This window comes from Aeromonas sp. QDB31, assembly GCF_027707605.1.
GTDB classification, from domain to species: Bacteria; Pseudomonadota; Gammaproteobacteria; order Enterobacterales; family Aeromonadaceae; genus Aeromonas; species Aeromonas media.
Genome location: NZ_JAPCIX010000015.1, coordinates 46,507 through 66,280, shown reverse-complemented (window position 1 = coordinate 66,280; position 19,774 = coordinate 46,507). Strand labels below are relative to the sequence as shown.

The 19,774-nt window shown below is 63.6% G+C and carries 19 protein-coding genes; 1 reads left to right on the top strand and 18 read right to left on the bottom strand.

Annotation, left to right across the window (positions count from 1 at the left end):
* Window positions 1–84 precede the first annotated feature (84 nt).
* From PG898_RS14955 to PG898_RS14875, 17 genes are all read right to left on the bottom strand, one after another.
* Window positions 85–3,069: a DUF6701 domain-containing protein gene (locus PG898_RS14955; RefSeq protein ID WP_270824497.1), complete on the bottom strand. Its 2,985-nt coding sequence runs from the start codon at window positions 3,067–3,069 to the stop codon at window positions 85–87.
* Window positions 3,066–3,527, bottom strand: coding sequence for an MSHA biogenesis protein MshP (locus PG898_RS14950; RefSeq protein ID WP_270824496.1), 462 nt, complete (start codon window positions 3,525–3,527; stop codon window positions 3,066–3,068). The genes PG898_RS14955 and PG898_RS14950 overlap by 4 nt, the downstream gene beginning before the upstream one ends.
* A complete protein-coding gene (locus PG898_RS14945; RefSeq protein ID WP_270824495.1) occupies window positions 3,517–4,296 on the bottom strand; it encodes a PilW family protein in 780 nt (259 codons plus the stop codon). Before PG898_RS14945 ends, PG898_RS14950 begins: the two co-directional genes overlap by 11 nt.
* Window positions 4,296–4,868, bottom strand: coding sequence for a prepilin-type N-terminal cleavage/methylation domain-containing protein (locus tag PG898_RS14940; RefSeq protein ID WP_270824494.1), 573 nt, complete (start codon window positions 4,866–4,868; stop codon window positions 4,296–4,298). The genes PG898_RS14945 and PG898_RS14940 overlap by 1 nt, the downstream gene beginning before the upstream one ends.
* Entirely contained in the window at window positions 4,855–5,334 is a 480-nt protein-coding gene (locus PG898_RS14935) for a pilin (RefSeq protein ID WP_270824493.1), read from the bottom strand. The genes PG898_RS14940 and PG898_RS14935 overlap by 14 nt, the downstream gene beginning before the upstream one ends.
* Window positions 5,335–5,388: 54 nt before the next feature.
* Entirely contained in the window at window positions 5,389–5,823 is a 435-nt protein-coding gene (locus PG898_RS14930) for a prepilin-type N-terminal cleavage/methylation domain-containing protein (RefSeq protein WP_202047763.1), read from the bottom strand.
* An 18-nt stretch (window positions 5,824–5,841) separates the two neighbouring features.
* Complete coding sequence (locus tag PG898_RS14925; RefSeq protein ID WP_171273072.1) at window positions 5,842–6,501, bottom strand: prepilin-type N-terminal cleavage/methylation domain-containing protein; 660 nt, start codon at window positions 6,499–6,501, stop codon at window positions 5,842–5,844.
* Window positions 6,502–6,577: 76 nt separating this feature from the next.
* Window positions 6,578–7,039: a hypothetical protein gene (locus PG898_RS14920; RefSeq protein ID WP_270824489.1), complete on the bottom strand. Its 462-nt coding sequence runs from the start codon at window positions 7,037–7,039 to the stop codon at window positions 6,578–6,580.
* Between the two features lie 78 nt (window positions 7,040–7,117).
* On the bottom strand, window positions 7,118–8,338 hold the full coding sequence (locus tag PG898_RS14915; protein WP_263685145.1) for a type II secretion system F family protein: 1,221 nt from the start codon (window positions 8,336–8,338) through the stop codon (window positions 7,118–7,120).
* A 3-nt stretch (window positions 8,339–8,341) separates the two neighbouring features.
* Window positions 8,342–10,054: an MSHA fimbrial ATPase MshE gene (gene mshE / locus PG898_RS14910; protein WP_270824487.1), complete on the bottom strand. Its 1,713-nt coding sequence runs from the start codon at window positions 10,052–10,054 to the stop codon at window positions 8,342–8,344.
* Window positions 10,055–10,086: 32 nt separating this feature from the next.
* Window positions 10,087–11,202, bottom strand: a complete 1,116-nt coding sequence (locus tag PG898_RS14905) for a tetratricopeptide repeat protein (protein WP_270824486.1) — start codon at window positions 11,200–11,202, stop codon at window positions 10,087–10,089.
* On the bottom strand, window positions 11,199–12,089 hold the full coding sequence (locus PG898_RS14900) for an ExeA family protein (protein ID WP_270824485.1): 891 nt from the start codon (window positions 12,087–12,089) through the stop codon (window positions 11,199–11,201). Before PG898_RS14900 ends, PG898_RS14905 begins: the two co-directional genes overlap by 4 nt.
* A gap of 163 nt (window positions 12,090–12,252) precedes the next feature.
* Entirely contained in the window at window positions 12,253–13,932 is a 1,680-nt protein-coding gene (mshL, locus tag PG898_RS14895; RefSeq protein WP_270824484.1) for a pilus (MSHA type) biogenesis protein MshL, read from the bottom strand.
* Window positions 13,933–14,002: 70 nt separating this feature from the next.
* Window positions 14,003–14,317 (bottom strand): SctD/MshK family protein, encoded by a 315-nt coding sequence (locus PG898_RS14890; protein ID WP_270824483.1) that lies wholly within the window; start codon window positions 14,315–14,317, stop codon window positions 14,003–14,005.
* Window positions 14,310–14,957, bottom strand: a complete 648-nt coding sequence (locus tag PG898_RS14885; protein WP_270824515.1) for an MSHA biogenesis protein MshJ — start codon at window positions 14,955–14,957, stop codon at window positions 14,310–14,312. The genes PG898_RS14890 and PG898_RS14885 overlap by 8 nt, the downstream gene beginning before the upstream one ends.
* Window positions 14,957–15,550 (bottom strand): PilN domain-containing protein, encoded by a 594-nt coding sequence (locus PG898_RS14880; RefSeq protein ID WP_139439242.1) that lies wholly within the window; start codon window positions 15,548–15,550, stop codon window positions 14,957–14,959. The genes PG898_RS14885 and PG898_RS14880 overlap by 1 nt, the downstream gene beginning before the upstream one ends.
* A 109-nt stretch (window positions 15,551–15,659) precedes the next feature.
* Complete coding sequence (locus PG898_RS14875) at window positions 15,660–16,523, bottom strand: MSHA biogenesis protein MshI (RefSeq protein WP_218410595.1); 864 nt, start codon at window positions 16,521–16,523, stop codon at window positions 15,660–15,662.
* Window positions 16,524–16,619: 96 nt separating this feature from the next.
* Between PG898_RS14875 and PG898_RS14870 the strand changes: the two genes are divergently transcribed.
* A complete protein-coding gene (locus PG898_RS14870) occupies window positions 16,620–17,540 on the top strand; it encodes a 1-aminocyclopropane-1-carboxylate deaminase/D-cysteine desulfhydrase (protein WP_270824482.1) in 921 nt (306 codons plus the stop codon).
* A gap of 59 nt (window positions 17,541–17,599) precedes the next feature.
* Here PG898_RS14870 and PG898_RS14865 read toward each other — a convergent pair whose 3' ends face one another.
* A complete protein-coding gene (locus tag PG898_RS14865; protein ID WP_270824481.1) occupies window positions 17,600–19,519 on the bottom strand; it encodes an EAL domain-containing protein in 1,920 nt (639 codons plus the stop codon).
* Window positions 19,520–19,774: the final 255 nt, after the last annotated feature.

Here is a 19,774-nt window from a genome sequence, read left to right as displayed (position 1 = left end):
GCTCAGGCCGACAAACACTACGAAACAAGGAGATAAGACGCAGGCTCACCCCAAAGCGCCCCTCTCCCCGTCCCCATATCATTTTCAGGGCATCACTTCGCGGCGATAAATAATGCGATCGTTGCCCCTGTCACGGCCAAAGATGGCCTCTCCCGACAGATGATCCGCCGTGGCGGGGTCCGCCAGCCAGAGTGGTTGATCAGGTTGTTTCTCCAGCACGATACGGTAGGGGATGCGTACGGCCTGATTCGGTGGTGCAAAATGGAACCAGGTTTCACCGCTATTGAACCGAGTCTGGCTACCTCCTGGGGCCTGATTGCCGAACCCGAGGCGAATGCGGGCACCATCCTGCAGGACGAGATCCCCGCTCGCAGCATCATAGTGTTGATTGGCGTCGGTGAAATCCATGCCGTCCCCCGTCAGGGCGATCTGAGTGCAGACATCCTGCGAATTGGCGCGCCACAGCCCACCTTCGAAATATTGAACCTGAAGCGGCAGCGCCAGCGGTGCGCTGACCGCTCCCTGGCGGGTACTGGCCAGCAGACGGCCGTAATAGGCAATCATGGTATCGTTCGCACCCTGCGGGATGAGGAGCTGCTTCGCGGTGCAATTAACCCCGTTATCGCAGGTACCGGTCACGGCGGGGTTCATGTTTCGATCGGCAAGGAAGCTGGTCTCGAGAGTCTCGCCGTCCGCTACCCTGAGCCCTAGTCGCAGGAGCGGCAAGGGCTCTTCCGGTGCAGTCAGGCTCGGGGTCAGCTCACGCAGCCGCATAAACCGGCTCTGGCCGGTAGCCTTGCCGGTACCTTCGGACCAGCTGGCGGCCAGCGGCACCAACCGATTGGAGCGATCCACCCCGTCCTGGTTATTGGCAGCCGCCAGAATGAACGCGCCCTTGGCAAAGGCATCCCGGTAATTTTTCGTGACCCCCCCCTCCTTGTTGCGCGCAACCACAATCGCATCCACGTCAAACGGCTGACTCATATAGCTGAAGCCACCGCAAGCCGGGGTGACAGTGCCGCTCGTCATGCTGAAGTCCCAGGGCACGAAACGCCCTACCGGCACGCTGCTGGCGGGAGGGATGGTGTAGCCAAAGTAGCCCGTTGCCGGGGGTATCGCGGCAGGCGGTGTCGCCTTGATCCTGAAGACCCCGACCTCGTTGAGACTGAGGGTGGACGTGTTGAGACTGTTGCTGGCCGCAACGTGGCTGTACTTGTTCGGGATGACCTGAGCAACGCCCCCCCCTTGGGGAGCCACCAGCTCAGTGGTCAGGGCGATATCTGGCAACACGAAGTTCGGCGTGGTGCCGTTGCCGACGCAGATATTGCCATCGCTGTCGCTCTGCCAGGCCATGGCCTGGATATTCAGTGGGAAGGTGTCTCCCGTCCTCTTGAACACCGGACAACTGGCATCCCCTGCCGCACAGGCACCCTGGGCCGGCATGATGCAGAGCCCGACCGGGCGGCTGACGAACAGATCCGAGCCCGTCATCACCAGACCAGCAGTATCCCCGCTGCCATCGTGACGGGCGTTGAGCCGCATCTGGCCCGCATCCGGATAGTTGACATTTTTCAGCGTCGCCTTGCCCTGACTATCGAAGTTCACGTTGATGACAGTGCCCGTCGGCGAAGCCACATTGCCGGCATAAGTCGAGACCGAATTGCCCTCTATCGTGACCTGACTGCCAAATGCATTGGCATTCGGGGTGACATAAGAACCCCAGAAGCTGACCGGCTTGCTCACGCTGGCGAAGCCGGGAACGCACCGCTGGGTCGCATCGTCTTTCTTGACGGCGCTGATCACCACATCCTGTGGCTTGTTGGCCAGGGTATCCAGCACGTCGAACACGAAGCCGCTGTCGGCAAAGCTCAGGGTACAGGCGGCGGCGCTCAACGCCCCGCTACCCGCCCGGCACAGGGTGGTGTTCAGGGGGTTGGTGGACGGAGTTGAACCGCTCACTCCCACCGTCATGGCGCTCGCCAGGTTGTTGCGCAGCTGCAATGTGGTGGTGCCGTCGCTGAAATTCACGGTAGCGGTGTTGCCGTTGTAGCTCACTTGACCGCTCGCTATCCAGCCATTGCTGCCACTCTTTGCCGGTATCAGGGCGGCGCTCACCGGGTCCGTGAACAGCTGGCTACAGCTGGCATTGGCGCAGGCACGGATGGTCAGGGTCTCCGGGTTGCAGGTCAGGGCATTGCCGCCGTGGTCAAACTCGAAGTGATCGATCGCCGCGGTGACGGGGGGGGACATCTTGTCATTGATGGCGGTGGTGCCAGACATAAACAGGGAGCGACTGGTCGTTCTACCGTTGATAACGCTCGCGTTATTCATGTTCAATGCCTGATCGGCATATACCAGGCCGTTGACCAGGCTTTCACCATTCAAATTGACATTCTGGTATCCAAACAGCAGCACAGATCCCGTCTTGGCCGCGTTGAGACGCCCGCCATTAAACTCCACCGCGTTGACGAAGATACGTACATTGCCCCGGGTTTCAATCTCCCCGCCCTGATTGACGACGAGTCTGTCTATCCAATAATCCCCGGCGGGCAGCACCACTTTTGCTCCCCCCAAAGCGAGAGACTGGATTCTGTACTCTTGACGGGTGCTGGAGAAGGTCAGGGTGCAGGCACTGTAGAGGCTGATAGTCCCGAACTGGTATTGGCTGGCACTGCCCAGCGTCAATTGCTGCCCACTATTACAGTGACCGATGTCACCATCACTGCCCGAACTGCTCAGGAAGCTGTTATCCCCCGAGGTAGCCAATCCACGTATCGGGTTTCCGGTGATGGTGCAGAGCCGACGTGAGCCATTGGCATTGTCGCACGCATCCAGCGGCATGCCAGAACCCTGATTCGAGGCGCAAAAATTCAAGGCCACCCCTCCGGTCCCGGTGATCTTGGCCTGGTTGTTCTGGGTCAATGCGGGATAGCCCAGGCCATTGCAGGAGGCACTCGTATTGCCGCGGTGACCCTGGGCAACGGCAGGGAAATAGAGATTGTTGTCTATGGTCTCAAAGCCATGAGCCACGCCAGACAGTAGCGTAAGAGCCAATAGCCAGCGCGTCATGGATTCACCCCATCAAAGGCTTCCGCCACCAGGGTGCGGCTGACGGCAAAGTCCGGACTGGGATTGTTCAGATCGCGACGACCGCAGGCGCCCGTGCTCTGAAAGCGGTAACCGGTCTGGGTGACCCCAGCCACACTGACCACCACCGGCTTGCAGGTCAGTACCACGTTGCAATCCACCAGCCCCGGGACTGCAAAGGGGATGGATGTCAGGGCGACGCACTGTTGCGCGTCCCAGTGATCATTGGGGTAGAGGCGGTAGAGACCCACTTCCAGCCCACTCTGAGCCGCCATCAGGGCGCGCACCCCGCGCACCTCCACCGTATTCTTCTCGCCGCTGTCCACCAGGAAGCGGCCCATGGCCGCTGCCAGCAGGCCCATGATGACGATGACGAAGAGCGCGATCATGATGGCGCTGCCGCGCTGGGGCGCCAACCTGCGGGGGGGCCTAGGGAACATTGAGCGTCTCCAGCTTGTGGTTGAAGAGGACGCGCTCGCCAGGCTGCTCGAACTCCATCCGCAGTCCCACCTCGCTCTGATTGAAAGCGGCGGGCTCACGATAGAAGTAATAGGGCGAAAAACGGATATGCTCGGCCATCAGGACCGGTGTGCTCCCGCGAATGTCAGTGCCGATAGCGGCGCTGGCCCGGGTCAGGGCGGCATTCATCACGCAGTAACGCACCTGTTGGCGGGCAAAATAGATACGCTGCCCCGGCGACTCCTTGGCGAAGGAGCCATCCACCGTCAGCGGTAGCGCCCTCGACACGGATGCCCCAACAGAGGTGACACTGGCCACGCAGTTGCCATGGAGGCACCCCTGCTCCAGGTTGAGAGCCGGATCGGCAAGGGGGTAGACGATGGCCAGGTCCTTATTCCGCTCGGGCAGCACGTCCGGCACCACTATGGTGAGCCCGGCGCTGGCCGCGGAGCCCAGATAGCGGCTGGCGGTGACGATGGGCCAGAAGCGCAGACAGGCCCCCTGATCCAGAGGGTTGCCCGCCTCATCCTCGATGCGCACCGAGCCCGGCACCGCATCGCGCAGCTCGCGGTTGAGCCGCTCCAGGGCGAAGCGGGCATCGCTCATCAGCTGCTCCCGGCGGCTGGCACCCCCGTAAATCTGGGTGCCGATACCGATAAACTGGCTGGTAAAGGCGGCCATCACTCCGAGCAGCAGGATCACCATCACCAGTTCCACCAGGGTGAAGCCCCGTGCAATGCGCTGGCTCATCAGTAGTTACCCCGGTAGAGCGAAAACTCGACTTCACTGCGATCAGGCAGCCGCACCGTCAACTCGATACGCTTGCCGATGGACGAGGCACCCTTGCCTGCACTGGCAAACAGGTCATCAGCCGTGACACGGATCTTCAGCTGATAGTGGCGATACTCCTCGTCGCTGGCGCTGGCAGAGCTCTGGGTGAACTGGTTGGCGTCCACCCAGTTACCCGCGGTATCGAAATCATCCACGTCGTTGAAGGCGTAGGGGCGCGTCTCGCCCCCATCCGGACCGTAATCGGCGACTGGGGTGCAGGCGGGATAGATCACGGGAGGCGTGCCGACGGTCTCGCCGCAGCGAAAACGGCCGCCATTGTGATCCGAGTGTTCATCGAAAGATTTTTGCAGCACCTCGCCGAGGATCCGCTGGGCCAGCTGGGCAGCCCGCACCTGCTGCACCGGATCCACTGACTGGGGCGCCTGGTTGACCAGCAACCCCAGAATGCCGGTAAGCGCCACCGCCAGCAGCACTATGCCGATCACGAATTCGATCAGGGTGAAGCCACGAGGGGTATTACGGGAGGGCATGGATATAGCCCTCGGGTTCGATGCGCAGGCGGGCGCTCTCCCGACCGTCGCTCACCACCAGATCGCAATAAGGAACGCAGGTTGACGGAGAGAGGGGGCGGCCGGTGTGTTTATCGAAACGAATACCGAAGTCAGATTGCCCGTTTAGGGTGACCGACACGCCAGTGTTCACGATGTGTATCGGCGCAGAGACAGCTCCATCAGCCAGTGCAACAGAGTAGTGCCAAAACTGTCCCGGTTTAACCTGAAAAAAGGTTTGTCTGGCACCATTAATGCCTGGATTAGAGGGCTCATTCATATTGATGGTCTGCACCAGCCGCAGCCGGGTCACCATTTCATCGCGGACGGTATGGGTTTCAAAGCCGCCTTTGCCCAGCCACTTGGGCACGGCAAAGGCGGCCAGAATCCCGAGCAACAGGATCACGATCACCAGTTCTATCAGGGTGAAGCCCTTGGTTGCAGGCATTGGGGTTCTCACAAGGGTAAAGAGAAAGCGAGGCCGAAGCCTCGCTCAGATCTATCAGTTCCCACATCCGGAAACATTAACACTGAATGATGAAGTTGCCGTGCTTGCTTCGTTATACACAACTTGACAGTTAGCGCTGCTACCAGCATCCGCAGGCTTAAATGTCCCCTTAGATGCAGATGCCTCATCCCAGCCATCTAGGGTAACTGCATTTGCAATAGTTGCTGCTGTCGGGTAACCAAACTTCGCATCAACTGTAGTACCAGCAACAGATACGGCAGCGGAAGAGGCTTCAATCCCTTGTATTGCAGCCTTGCTGTATATCATCTGGGCAGCACTTTGCAGTGATGCTTTGACACCATCCGCAGCAGCCTTGCGCGCATCATCCTGCAGATTCAGGAACTTGGGCGCGGCGGTGACCGCCAGAATGCCCAGGATGATGATCACGATCACCAGTTCGATCAGGGTAAAACCCGCCTGCTTTTTCATTACGTTTTCCTCGGTTTATCAATTGATATGAGTGGTCACCTGGCCGGAGGCCGGGCGGTAACTGAAACTCATGTAGGCATCGGTGCTCCCTTGCGGGTCCTGATAGCGCCCATCACTTCCCTTGCTCAGGCTGTTGACCAGATAGTAACGGCAGACCGAATCCAGTCCATTGTTGCTCACCGTGGCATAGAACTTCAGGTCATTGCCGCTACCGCGCACCTCGTCAAAGTTGGCAGTAGCCTTGGGAGGATTCTGCAACAAGCCCTCCCAAATATTGAGACAGCGGACCGCCGTCAGATTGGCCGGATCCACATCGGGAGCGCCGCTCGCCGCCGTGTCCATGGGGTAACCGGGGGAGAGCTCGCCATTGCTGACCTGGCTGTCGGTCGGCGTGGTCAGATAGAAACGGGAGCCGTCGTAGAGCACGGTATTGAGGCTGTCCTGCTTGGCGCGCCCCTCGGCTTCCCACTGGGCCCGCACCAGGGAGACCCCGGTGGCGAAACCGCCGGATACCCCTTCCACGCTGGCCTTCTTCGCCTCGTCGGTCACGTCGAGAAAACGGGGCAAGGCGGTGACGGCCAGGATCCCCAGGATCACGATGACGATCACCAGCTCTATCAGGGAAAAACCGGCCATCTGACCTGGTCCCTGGCCGGTGCTCACTCTCTTTGCTGCCATGCTACCTCCGTAATGGTCCGCATTATTTCATGCAGATAGAAAAAAATCATGTGGCTGAAGCACTTGAGAGATCGCTTCACGGCTTTGCCAGCACCCGGCCGTCGCCGAAACGGTAGCGCAGCCAATGCCCCTCCCAACCAAACTCGCAGCCGCCCCCATCCTTGCTGGCGAGGGCCTGCCAGGATGGCAACCCCGGATCGTCCGGACCAATCAGCATCAACCAGAGCTGGCGGCAGTTACCGGACGGGGACTGCAGCGGCAACACCGCCAGCGGCCAGCCTCGCTCATCGAACTGCCAGGCCACCCCCTCCGCATGCAGCACCGCGGGGCGCCGCTCATCGAGCCAGCGCCCGTGCAGCCGCTGGGCCCGCTCGGCAAATTGCTCCCCCAGCAGGCTCAGGCTGACCGCCAGCGCCTCTGCCCTGTGGCTGCGATAGCTCAGGGCCAGGGTGGCAAGGATGACCAGCAGCAGGACGCAGGCGATCAGCCGTCTATAGCCTCCCAGCCAGCGCTCATCCTGCTCGGACTGTCTGCTCATGCCTCTCTCGCCCCTTGTCTACCGCACACAGCATGCATCACTGGCCCCTACCTTGAGGAGTGAAGATGCTGAACCACATCACTGGCCGCGAACCGCTCGCATCATGTCCCACATGGGCGTGAAGATACCGAGCGCCAGCACCAGCACCATGACGGCCACTATGCCGATGAGGATCGGTTCGATGCGGGCGGTGAGGCTCTTGAGGTCGTAATCCACCTCCCGCTCGTAGTATTCGGCCGCCTCGTGCAGCAGCTCGTCCACCTGGCCCGTCTCTTCCCCCACCGCGATCATCTGCATCACCAGAGGGGTGAACAGGCCGCTGGCACCGGCGGTGCGCAGCAGGCTCTCGCCCCGCTCGATACCGCCCCGCATGTCGCGGATCTGCCCCGCCATCCAGGCGTTGTCCACCGCATCGGCCACCAGGGTCAGCGCCGTGTTCAGCGGCACCCCGGCCTTGAGCATCATGGAGAAGCTGCGGGCGAAGCGGGCCAGCAGGGAGCGCTCTATGATGGAGCCGACGATGGGCAGCCTGAGCTGCCATCGGTGCCAGGTCAGCTTGCCCCGGGCCGTGGCGACCCAGCGCCGCCAGCCGACGATCGTTCCCACCAAGATCGCGAGCAGCAGCCACCAGTAGTGGACGAAGAAGTGGGAGGTGGCGAGCAGGATCCGGGTCGCGAGCGGCAGCTCCACCCCGAACTTGGCGAACATGCCGGCAAACACCGGGATCACCATGATGTTGAGGATCACCATGGCGATGCCGATGGCTATCATCACGAAGCTGGGGTAGCGCATGGCAGTCTTGATCCGCTTGCGGGTCTCCAGCTCCAGATCGAAATAGTTGGCGAGCTGCAGGAAGGCCTCCTCCAGCTGGCCGGTGTTCTCGCCGACGTGGATGATGGCCACGAACAGGCTGCTGAACACCTTGGGGTGAGCCTGCATCGAGCTCGACAGCGGCCGCCCGTTGCCGAGATCCTCCCCCAGAGCGTGGAGCGCCCGCTTGAGGGGCTTGCTGTGGGCGCTCTCCTCCAGCCCGGCGATGGCCCGCAGTATGGGGATGCCCGCACGGGTCAGGGCATACATCTGGCGGCTGAACACCACCAGCTCCTCCAGCTTGACGCCCCCCTCCAGCAGCAGCGACCAGTCGATGGCGGCGGATCTGGCCTTGCCCGCCTTCAGCTCGGTAGGCATCACGCCACGGCGCATCAGTTGCTCGGCGGCGGCCAGCTCGCTGGCGGCCTCCACCACGCCGTTGACGGCATTGCCCTGGCTGTCGCGGCCCTTGTACGCAAATGATCCCATGACTTAGCCCAGATCCTCGGCCAGCCGCAGCACCTCGTCCACCGAGGTGATCCCCTCCCGGGCATAGTCGAGGGCGGTCAGGGCCAGCGGCCGGTAGTGCTCGTGCTCGCGCGCAGCCCGGGCAAAGCCCTCGGCATCGTTGCGACGCAGGGCATCCATCATGGATTGATCCAGCTCCAGCAGCTCGTAGACCCCGATCCGGCCCGCATAGCCGGTGAAGTTGCAGCTCTGGCAGCCGCGCCCCTTGCGATAGACGTGCTGACCCGGCACCTCGCCGGAGAGCGCGCCAAGCCAGGTGGCCTGCCCCTCATCCGGCGCCATCTCACAGGCGCAGTGTTCGCACACTCGCCGCACCAGCCGCTGGGCCACCACGGCCCGCAGGGCGCTCGCCACCAGATAGCCGGGAGCCCCCATGTCGATGAGGCGCAGGGCACTGGTGACGGCGTCGTTGGTGTGCAAGGTGGTCAACACCAGATGGCCGGTGATGGCGCCGCGCAGGCCAATCTCCACCGTCTCGTTGTCTCGCATCTCCCCCACAAGCAGGATGTCAGGATCCTGGCGCAGGGTGGAACGCAGCACCTGGGAGAAGGTGAGGCCGATCTTGTGATTGACCTGCACCTGGTTGACCCGAGGCAGCCGGTACTCCACCGGATCTTCCACCGTGATGATCTTGTGGCTGGCCTGGTTGAGTTCGGAGAGGGCGCCATAGAGCGTGGTGGTCTTGCCGCTGCCGGTGGGCCCCGTCACCAGTATCATGCCGTGCGGGCGCTTGAGCTGGCGGCGGAAGCGGGTCAGGATGGCGGGCGGCATGCCGGTCTCGGCCAGCGACAGTATGCCGGTGGATTGATCCAGCAGCCGCATCACCACAGATTCCCCGTATTGCACCGGCATGGTGGACATCCGCACATCCACGTCACGACCGCGTACCTTCATGGCGAAGCGGCCATCCTGGGGCAGCCGCTTCTCCGAGATGTCGAGCCCGGCCACCAGCTTCAGACGCAGCACCAGCGCCTGGGCAATGCGCACCTCGCTCAGGATGTTTTCGTGCAGCACGCCGTCGATGCGCTGGCGGATGCGCAGCACCTTCTCGTCCGGCTCGATGTGAATGTCCGAGGCTCCCACCTGCACCGCGTCTTCGAACAGGGAGCGCAGCAGCTTGGCCACCGTCGCCTCCCCCTCGTCTGCCCCGGCGTTGAGGCTGCTGGCACCCAGCTCGAAGCCGGTCTCCTGATGCTCCTCGTGCAGCTGCACCGCGAAGTTCTCTATCTCCCGGGTGCGGCGATAGAGGCGGTCGAAATACTCCAGCAACTGGCCTTCCCGGGCCACCGCCAGCACCAGCTCCCGCGGACTCAGCAGGGCGGCGATGGCATCGAGGGCGCTCAAGTCGGCGGGATCCGACATCACCACGGTGACCTTGTCGTCGCTGAGGTTGACCGCCAGCGCCCGGTAGCGGCGCGCCTGCACCTCGGGTAGCAGCATCACGGCCGAGGCGTCTATGGTGAGGTTGTTGAGATCGAAGAAGGGCACGTCCAGCTGACGGGCGAGGAAGGTCAGCAGTTGCACCTCGCTGATGAAGCCGAGATCGATGAGGGTGGTGCCCAGCTTGCGGCCGGTGTGGCGCTGCTGCTGCAGGGCGAGCTGCAACTGATCATCCGAGATGATCCGCTCCTGTACCAGCAGGTCGCCGAGGCGCATTTTCAGTCTGGGTTGTGCCATGCAAACTCCAAAAAAGTGATCCCGGCTGCCCGTCAGGGGGCAAGCTGTGCAATTCGCTGTTCCAGCCAGCGGGTCGAGGCCTCGCCCAGGTTCCCGTGCAACTGGGCGTTGCGATAGGCATCCAGCGCACGCTGGCGATGGCCCTGGCCATCCTCGGCCACGCCGAGCCCCAGCCACCAGCGCCCCTGATCCGGCTGCTGGCGCAGCAGCTTGACGTAGAGCTCCGACGCCTGGGCAGGCTGACCCAGCTCCTGGGCAAGCCCGGCCCAAGTGGCGTAGTAATCCAGATTGGCGGCAAGATCCGGTTGATAGCCGGTCAGCCAGTCCAGCGCCTTCTGGCGATCACCGCCACCGATGGCCACCCGGGCCAGCAGCAGACGCAGGTCGGCCTGCTCGGGATCCAGTCTCAACCCCTCTTCCAGCACCTGGCCGGCCTCCGCCAGCCGCCCCGCCCCATAGAGCAAGCCAGCCAGCTGTTCCCGTGCCCCCTGATTGTGCGGGTCATGGACCAGCACCTCGTAGTAGTTGTCCTGCGCTTCCTGCATCTGACCCTTGGCCATGGCGGTGGTCGCCTTGCGCTCGGCCAGGGCCGCCAGCTCAGGCTCGGAGAGCTCCACCGTCTCTATCTTCAAGATTCCGGGCTTGCGCGGGGCTGTCGACACTGGCGCCTCTTCGGCATCCTGCTCGGCCGCCAGTTCGGCATAGAGATCCGGCTGCAACTCTTCGTCGCTCGGGATGACGTCATCCTCTGGCGGCGTCTCGGCCAGGGTCTGCGGCGCCAGGTCGGCGGTGTCGCTTGCCCTCGCCGCTATGGAGCCATCCACCCCAACCGCCCCGGAGGCGGCAGCCACCTGGGGCGCGGGGGCAACGGCAACCACCTCGGCGGCAGAGGAGGCTGGCAGCGTCTGCTCACCGCTCGCCGGGACTAGCCGGGTAGTCAACTGAACGGTCGGCTGCGCCGTGCGCTGGCTCTGCTGCCAGTAGATCCAGGTACGCCAGCCGAGGATGGCCAGCGCCAGGGTGCACAACAGGGTCAGCGCCAGCATCCACCACCCCTGCTGACGCACCGGCGCCACATAGACGGCGGCGCCCTCGGATCCTGACTGACGCTGCTCCAGATCTTTGAGCATCTGATTGATCACGCTCATGACCAGACTCCATAGGTCAGGGCAGCACCCAGCAGCAGCAACAGGGGCCACCAGCGTACCAAGGCACCACGGCGGGCGTCGTCGGTATCGCGAATGGCGAGTCGCACCAGGGCGCTGTCGATCCGGCGCACCCCGCGGCCATAGGCCAGCATCAGGCACTTCTGGGCCAGCACGTTGATGAGCCGGGGAATGCCGCGGGACGCCCGCCACAGCAGGCGCAGGGCCGGGCCGCCAAACAGCGCCGCCCCGCGATAGCCCGAGACATGCAGCCTGTGCTCCAGATAAGCCCGGGTCTCGTCGCACCGCAGCGGCCGCAGGCAGTAGGAGAAGCCGATGCGCTGGCGCAACTGGCGCAGGTGGGGCTTGGCCAGCCGGACATCCAGCTCGGGCTGGCCGAACAGCACGATTTGCAACAGCTTGCTGGATTCCGTCTCCAGGTTGCCGAACAGCCGGATGGCCTCCAGGGTCTCGTCCGGCAGGGCCTGCGCCTCGTCGATCAGCACCACCACCCGGCTCCCCTGCTGGTGCAGGGTGATGAGGTGACGATGGATGCGATCCGTGAGATCCAGCTCGCTCTCTCCCTGCACCGCCAACCCCAGTTCCAGGGCCAGGGCGGTACGCAGCTCCCCCGGGGTGAGGTGGGGATTGGGCAGCCAGGCCAGCCGCACCGGACAAGCCTCGGAGCCGAGCTCGCTCAGCAGCTTGCGGCAGAGCAGTGTCTTGCCGGTGCCCACCTCGCCGGTCACCTTGATGAAGCCCTCCCCCTGCACCAGCGCCCAGTTCAGCACCTGCATGGCCTCCTCGTGGGGAGGCAGACCGTAGTAGAAGCCGGTGTTCGGGGTCAGGCCGAAGGGCGCCTCCTGCAAACCGAAGTGACTCAGGTACATGCGCCCTTCCTGTGCCCATCACGGCCAGTGCCGACCAGGCCGAAGGAGAACACCTGCAAACCGGTATGGTTCAGGTACATGAGTCGTCACCGGCCTGGGGGCCTGTCGTGGCACAGAGCCACGGGCCGTAGGGGGCAAGGCCAATCGCATGCTGGTTCATGGCTTAGCCCTTGGGCGGATACCATTTGTCGAGCAGCTCGGAGGAGCGTTGCAGCTCCTTCTGCCAGGTGTCTTTTTCCACCACTGTCGGCTTGAGCAGGATCACCAGCTCGACCTTCTTGGTGCTCTCCCGGCGGTTGGTAAAGGCTTCGCCGACCCAGGGAATGTCTCCCAGCAGCGGCACCTTGCTGACGATCTCCTGCTTGTCGGTCTTCATCAGGCCGCCGATGACGATGATGTCGCCGTTGTTGGCCTGCACCACGGTATCCGATTCACGAATGGCGCTCTTGGCGAGCGGCAGCACCAGGGGATCCGCCGTGCCGACGTTGATGGTCTTGTTCTGCTCCTCGGTGTCGATGACGGAGGGATGGATGTGCAGCAGCACCCGGCCTGCCTCGTCGATCTGCGGGGTCACGTCCAGGGCGATGCCGGAGAAGAAGGGGGTCAGCTCCACGTTCGGCGTGACGATGGGCGCCGAGTTGCCCGAGGTGGTGGTGGTGGTCGAGGCGTTGGTGACGAAGTATTCGTCCGTCCCCACCTTGATCACCGCCTTCTGGTTGTTGGTGGCGGTGACACGCGGGCTCGAGAGGGTGTTCACGTCCCCCTGGGTCTTGAGCAGGCTGACCGCCACGTTGAAGTTGCCATCGGAGATGGTGAAACCGGCGCCGCCCCCCAGGGCCCTGAAGATCTGGTTCGGGGTCGAGGCGATGGGGCTGTCGAGCAGGGAACCGCCCCCCGTGATGCCCTTGTTGCCGTCCCAGCTGGCGGAGAGACCGCTCCAGTCCACCCCCTGCTCGTAGCCCTCGTTGAGGGAGACCTCCAGGATCCGCGCCTCCAGCACCACCTGGCGCTTGAGGTGTTCGCCGGACTGATCCAGAAACTCGCGCACCGCTTTCAGCTCTTTCGGATAGGCACGCACGGTGACCAGGCCCGCCTGGGGACTGGTGATGACGGCCCGCCCCTCGCCGGTACCGATCAGGGTCTGCAGGGCATCCCGCAGATCGGTCCAGTAGTCGTTGTTGCTGTCCGTCTCGATCCGGGTGCCGTTGCTGTTGTTGCTGTTGCCGTTGTCCCCGTTGGAAGAGCCGAGGTTGTTGTTGCCGCCGTTATTGTTGCCGCTGCTGTCGACGTTGTTGTTGCCGTTATTGTTGTTGTCGTTGGCGGTCACCCCGCCGGTACTGACCGAAGTCCGGGAGAGGCCGCGACGGGCCATCATCAGATAGTTGACCGGGATGGTCTCGGTGCGCAGACCCGCCGGATAGACGTGAAACACGTTGCCCTTGCGTTGCACGTCGAAGCCGTACATGTCGCCAACCGTGGCCAGCGCCTCCTGCAGGGTCACGTCTTTCAGCTCCACCGAGATGGCACCAGCCACCCCGGGGTGGACGGCCACGCTGTAGCGGGAACCCTTGAACAGGGAACCGAAGAACTCCACTGCATCGACGTCATGGGCCGCGATGCGCAGTCGTTTCTCCGGAACAGCCAGGGGCTGCTGGGGACGGTTGAGCTGCAGCAGTTCGCTCTGCACCGAGGGAGGCAGGGTAGTCAGCGGCGCGGTCGGGGTCTGCTCGTTCATGGCCTGCTTGAGCGCGTCTTTGGCCTGCACCGGTTCGGGGTGCTGGTAGCTGGTACAAGCCGCCACCGCCAATGCGAGGGGAAGCAGACAGAAATGGTGTTTTTTCATGTTATTGGTGCACCTGACTCGCAATGAAACTCGACAAACCTGGCCCGCAGCATCCCGCGCGGAACCGACTTCACATCCGGATCTTGCTGCCAAACAGGGTCAGTGTCTGACGCTTGCCCGCTTTCTCCAGTACCACGGCATCGGCGCTGATGCCCACCAGCAGAAAACCGTCGATCCGCTGGCCCACCCGATAGCTCTGACCGTTGAGCACCGCCAGCGCCGGTCCGTTGCCCAGGATGACGCTCTGCAACCTGGGCAGACCGGCGTCCTTGCTCGGGCTCGCCGCCGTGCCGCTGCCGGCCAGGGGGGCGGTCGGGTCCTGCAACACCTCTGCCTGGGCCAGCGGGCCCAGCAGGCAGCACAACAATGTCAGCCACTTAGCCACGAATGAACTCCTTGCTGGTGCTCAAGGTGTAGATCTCCATCTCCACCGCCGCCTTGGGGTGCTCGACCACCCTGTAGTCGAAACCTTTCCAGTAGAAGTGGCGAGGCAGTGCCTCCAGCGCCTTCAGGTACTGGTAGACATCGAAATAGCCCCCCTCCAGCTGGAGCCGGATCCCGTGCTTGAACAGGTTGGCCTTCTGCTCGCCAGCCATCAGCGGCTCGGGTTTGAGGGAGGTGAGCGCCAGCATATGCAGGTTGGCGGAGCGAGACAACAGGGCTTCCAGCACGGCCGGCATCTCGTGGGCCGGGATCAGATCCACCGTCTGGGCCTTGAGCTCTGCGTCCAGCCGGCCGAGGGATGCCTCAACGCCAGCCAGCTGCTGGCGCACCTGGGCGTTGGGATCCCGCCCCAGCCGGGCCTGCTTGCCCTGGTTCTCCAGGGTCAGGATCTCCAGATCCCGCTGCGCCGCCGTCAGCGCCTGCCGCTCCTGGCTCAGGCGGGTGTCGGCGGCATCCAGCCAGCCGTAGATCCCGGCAGCCCCCAGCAGGATGATGCCCGTCAGCAGGATCAAGACCCGCTCACGCAGGCTGAGGGCGGCCACGCGCTGTGCCCAGGCCACCCACTGTGCTTTCATCTCCATCATGGGGTCTCCCGTGCTATGCCGCTAAGCTGGAAGGCCAGCTGACCAGCCTTGTCCCGGCTCAGGGTCAGCTCGCCAAACTGCTTGCCCGCCAGGGACGGGGTCTGCTTGAAGCGGTTCACCCAGGCGGGCACATCCTGGCTGCGTTCGGCCACCCCGGAGAGGTTGATGCGCCCGTCACTTATCTCAATCCGTTGCAGGGAGAGGCGGGCATCCCGCAGACGGGCCAGATCCGCCATCACGCCTGCATAGCCCTGGGATTTTTGCAGGGAGAGGCTGCCGAGCTGGCGTATCAGCGCCTGCTTGGCAGCCAGCTCCTCGCGCTTGTCGACCAGCTGCTGTTGCAGCTGACCATCTGCCTGATGGCGCGCCAGCGCGGCATCGAGCCGTGTTGCCTCGCCGCGCTGCACATCGAGCAGCGCACGCACCTGGGCCAGCTCACGGTCGACACCCCGCTGTTGCCAGCCATAGAAAAAGGTGGCCGCGACCAGCAGCAGCAGGCAGCCGCCCCAGACCAGGGCCATCTGATTGAGGCTGGCCCACAGGCGCCTTGGCCTGAATTCAGCGCCATAGAGATTGATATGGTGTTTCATCCTTCGCTCCTGCCCAGGGCGGCGCCGTAAGCGGAGAGATACTCGACACCGGCCTGCCACTGGGTCTTGTTGGCCATGGAGGAGTGAAGGATGACGTCAGCAACCCGGTTCATCGTTCGCCTCCCAGGGCCGCACCATAGGCACAGAGGTATTCGACACCGGCCAGCACCGCCTTGTTGGCCATGGCGGAGACCGGGAAACCGAAGACCTGTTCCAGGTGGCGGACCAGCAACCCGATGGCGGAGGAGGCGATGGCGAGCTGCAACTGGCCCGGCTCCGGCAGCTTGAGATGACCCGCCAGGTAGTCGAGGGAGCGCTGGATCTCCAGCGCCAGCCCGTCGAGCATCTCCTGATCGGGCTCATGGGTACCGGTGAGGCTGGCGAACCCGCGGAACTGACGGGAGAAGCAGAGCCCTCCCCGATGAAAGACCAGCAGTTGCAACTCCTGTCCCCTCGGCTGCCAGAGCAGCATGCGCACCGTCTGATCCGCCTCGTAGAGGGCCGTCATGGCCAACTCGTCGCTGACGATGGCCTCCAGGGTGGCCACGCCGTTGACCGCATCCGCCAGTTGCTGCACCCGCGCTTTGGGCACGCAGATCACGTTGATGCGCGGCCGACCCGCAGGGGGCGTCGGCAGGTCCACATAGTCCATGGCGAGCTGCAACACGGGTTCGTTGACGAAATCCTTGATGGCCCAGGGCAGGGCCCCCGCCATCTCGGCATCGGGCACGGCGGGCTTGTCTATCTGGATCTGCTGATAAAGGCTGGCGGCCAGGGCCACCCGCACCTTAGACTTGGCCAGGCCATGCTGGGCAAACAGCTCCCCCATGGCCCTGGGCCAGTCGTGAGGACCATGGATGGCGCGACTGGTAAAGATCGGGACGGGTTCCACACAAGCCAGCAGGATGCGATCGCTGGCCAGCAGGAGTCCCACCTGAGGGCTGGGGTGCGAACGTCGGAAAAGTGACTTCATCGAGACCTGGACCTGGCTGCATGAAACGGACTAAACCTTAACATAAACAGGCCATTAGCCTCCAACTTTATGGCAAACGATGCATTGACGGCCAAGATGACCTCCCCCTGGGATGCGCCACTGGAACCCGCTCAGATCCCCTCCCCCCTGCACCCTGTCCACCACCCTCTGCTGGATACCCACGGCGTGCGGCTCTGGTGCAAGCGGGATGATCTGATCCACCCGACCCTCTCCGGCAACAAGTGGCGCAAGCTCAAGTACCACCTGCAACAGGCTCGGGCGCAGGGCAAGACCCACCTGCTGTCGTTTGGGGGCGCCTACTCCAATCACATTCACGCCCTGGCGGCGGCCGGCCTCAGGTCCGGGCTGCGCACCACCGGCATCATACGCGGTGAGGCTGACAGCGTCAGCAACGCAACCCTGAGCGCGGCCAAAGGCTGGGGCATGGATCTCGTTTTTGTGGACCGCCAGAGCTACCGGCGCCGCCAGGATCCCGACTGGCTGGCCCAGTTCGCAGCACCTGACACCCTGATAGTGCCGGAGGGGGGGAGCAGCCCGCTCGCCATCCCCGGAGTCGCCGAGCTGGTGGCCGAGGTGCCCTTCTCGCCGGATCTCTGGGTGCTGCCCTGCGCCAGCGGTGGCACCCTGGCGGGGCTCATCGCGGGCAAGCGGGCACGGGAGCAGATCCTCGCCATCGCCGTGCTCAAGGGGGGTGGCTTCATCGCCGACGAGGTGTGCCGGCTCTATCCTGCGGCGGCCATCACCGATGGCTGGCGCATCGCGCTGGATCATCACGACGGCGGCTATGCCAGGTTCAGTCCGGCCCTGTGGCAGTGGGTACTGGCCTTCAGCGCCCACACCGGGCTGCCGCTCGAGCCCATCTACAGCGGCAAGGCGATGTGGGGGCTGTTCCGGGAACTGGCCGCCGGGCGCATCCCCCGTGGCAGCGAGGTGGTCTTCATCCACACCGGGGGCCTGCAGGGGCTGGCGGGCCTGAAGGAGCAGGACAGACTGTAGGCCAGGGCGATTCAGGGGCCCGGAGAGGGGGCGGGCCGCCACTGAACCAGGCGGGCCCGTCAGGCGGGCATGATCAGCCGCTGTGGCTCGGCGAACCAGGGCCCCTGGCCCGCGTGCACGCCGAGATGACGCAACATCTTCCACTCGTCGCCGCTCTCCACCCCGACCGCAATCACCCGGGTCTGGGTATTGGCGCAACCCCCCACCAGGCTGCGCACCGCCATCTGGTTGACCTGTCGCAGGTGGATCTCCCGCACCAGGCTGGGGTGCAGCTTGAGGAAGTTGATCTCGAACTCCTTGATGTACTGCGTGCTCACCACATCCTGGCCCGCGTGATCGATGGCCAGCCGGCATCCCAACATGCGCAGCGCCCGCAGTGGCCGCTTGAGCGCCTCGTAGTGGCGGGTCACCTGAGACTCCGACAACTGCAGGATCAACCCCTCATTGAGGCTGCGCGGCAGTTGGAACAGCTCGAAGAAAAGATCCCGCTGGAACTCGCGATTGAGCAGGTTCTGGGCACTGAGCGACAGGCAGACGGGGCAGCTCGACTCCGGCCGCTGGCGCAGCAGGCGAAGGGTCTGGGCGACTACCAGCCGGTCCAACGGCAGCAGCAGGCCGGCCTTCTCCGCCATGGGCATGAAGACTCCTGCCTGCAACTCCCGCCCCTGCTCGTCATGAATGCGGATCAGCAGCTCCTGTTGCAGCACCACCTGGTCCCGCTCCTGCTGCACCGGCTGCAGATAGAAGGAGATCCCCCGCTCCTCGATGCGGCGGTTGATCAGGGTGCGCCAGCGCACCGTCCCCTTGTTGCTCGCCTCCTCGTCCAGCGACTTCTCGTAGAGGAACCAGCCGCTGTGACCCTGCAGGCGCGCACTCTTGAGCGCCAGCTCGGCCTCTTCCTGCACCTTGAGCAGGGAGTCCTCGGCCTGATAACAAACGGCACCGAGATAGACGGCCGTGTCCAGATTGACCGACTCGGGCCAGTGCAGGCGCTGCAGGCTCTTGAGCAACTGACTGGCGCCGTCCACCATCTCGCTCTCGGACATGTTGGGCAGCAGCACGGCAAAGACCTGACCGGCGTAGCGGGCCTGCAGGGCACCACTGTGCTTGCGCACGAAGGTACCGATGGAGGCACTCGCCTCCATCAGCAGATCCTGACTCGGGCGCCCGCTCAGTTCGGGATCCAGCTCCTCCAGCCCGGCCAGCTCGATCAGCAGGACACCACCACTGATCACGCTCGCCTCCATGATGGCGTTTTCCAGCCGGTTGTCGAAGAAGAGGCGGTTGCCGATGCCGGTGGTCTTGTCGACGAAGGCGTTGCTGCGGATGAAGTTGTCGAACCGGCTGCGCTCCTTGCGGGCATCGGCCAGCTCGGCCAGCAGATGGGTGAGCGCCTGGCTGGCGGGGAGGGGCCATTCGTCGGCGGGATCATGGGCCAGCTTGGTGAGTTTGCCATCCAGGATCAGTTGGGCCCGCTCCGCCAGCAGCTCGGCACCACGCAGCTGCTGTCGCAACCAGCGGATGGAATACCAGAGGCCAAACACCACGATGAAGACCCCGAGGGAGATGCCGAACATGGCCTGCATGGAGTACTCAAACTCCTTGAACGGCCTGTCCAGCTTGAACTCGGCCTGCATGCCGACCTGATTGGGAATGGGTTTGCTGTAGGGGATCAGCAGACTCTCGTCGGTCTGTTGCTGTACGTCGCGAAACCAGTAGACCCGCTGCCTGTCCTGGCGGATCTCCAGCTCGACCACGTGGGAAGCCCGCAGCAGGGAGGGCAGCCAGCGGGCCAAGGCCTGCTGATCGTCGGTCACTCCCAGTTGCTTGTCGATGATCTCCACCAGGGAGTCGACCCGGTTCTGCTGCAGCTCCATCCCCATCTGGCGGAAACTGAATACCCCGCCCAGCATCACCACGGCCATGGCCGCGATCACGCACAGCGTAATAAAGGAGACGAGTTGATTGGTCAGTTTCATGTGCCTTTCCGTAGCCGACAGCATCCATAGAGCCTCATGGTATCAGCCTTGGCCAAACCCCGCCTATGGATGAAGATCCCGCTTCTGCAAATAAGCGCGGCGGCCGCTCATGCCCGGGCGTGGGTCACTCGTATGGAGGGACTCGGGAGAGGAGAAAATCGGGCAACCGGCCGAACGGCGGGCAGAAAAATGGTCCCACTGCGGGGACCAAAAGAAACACTCATATCAAAACTAACACTCTGTGCTACTGACAAA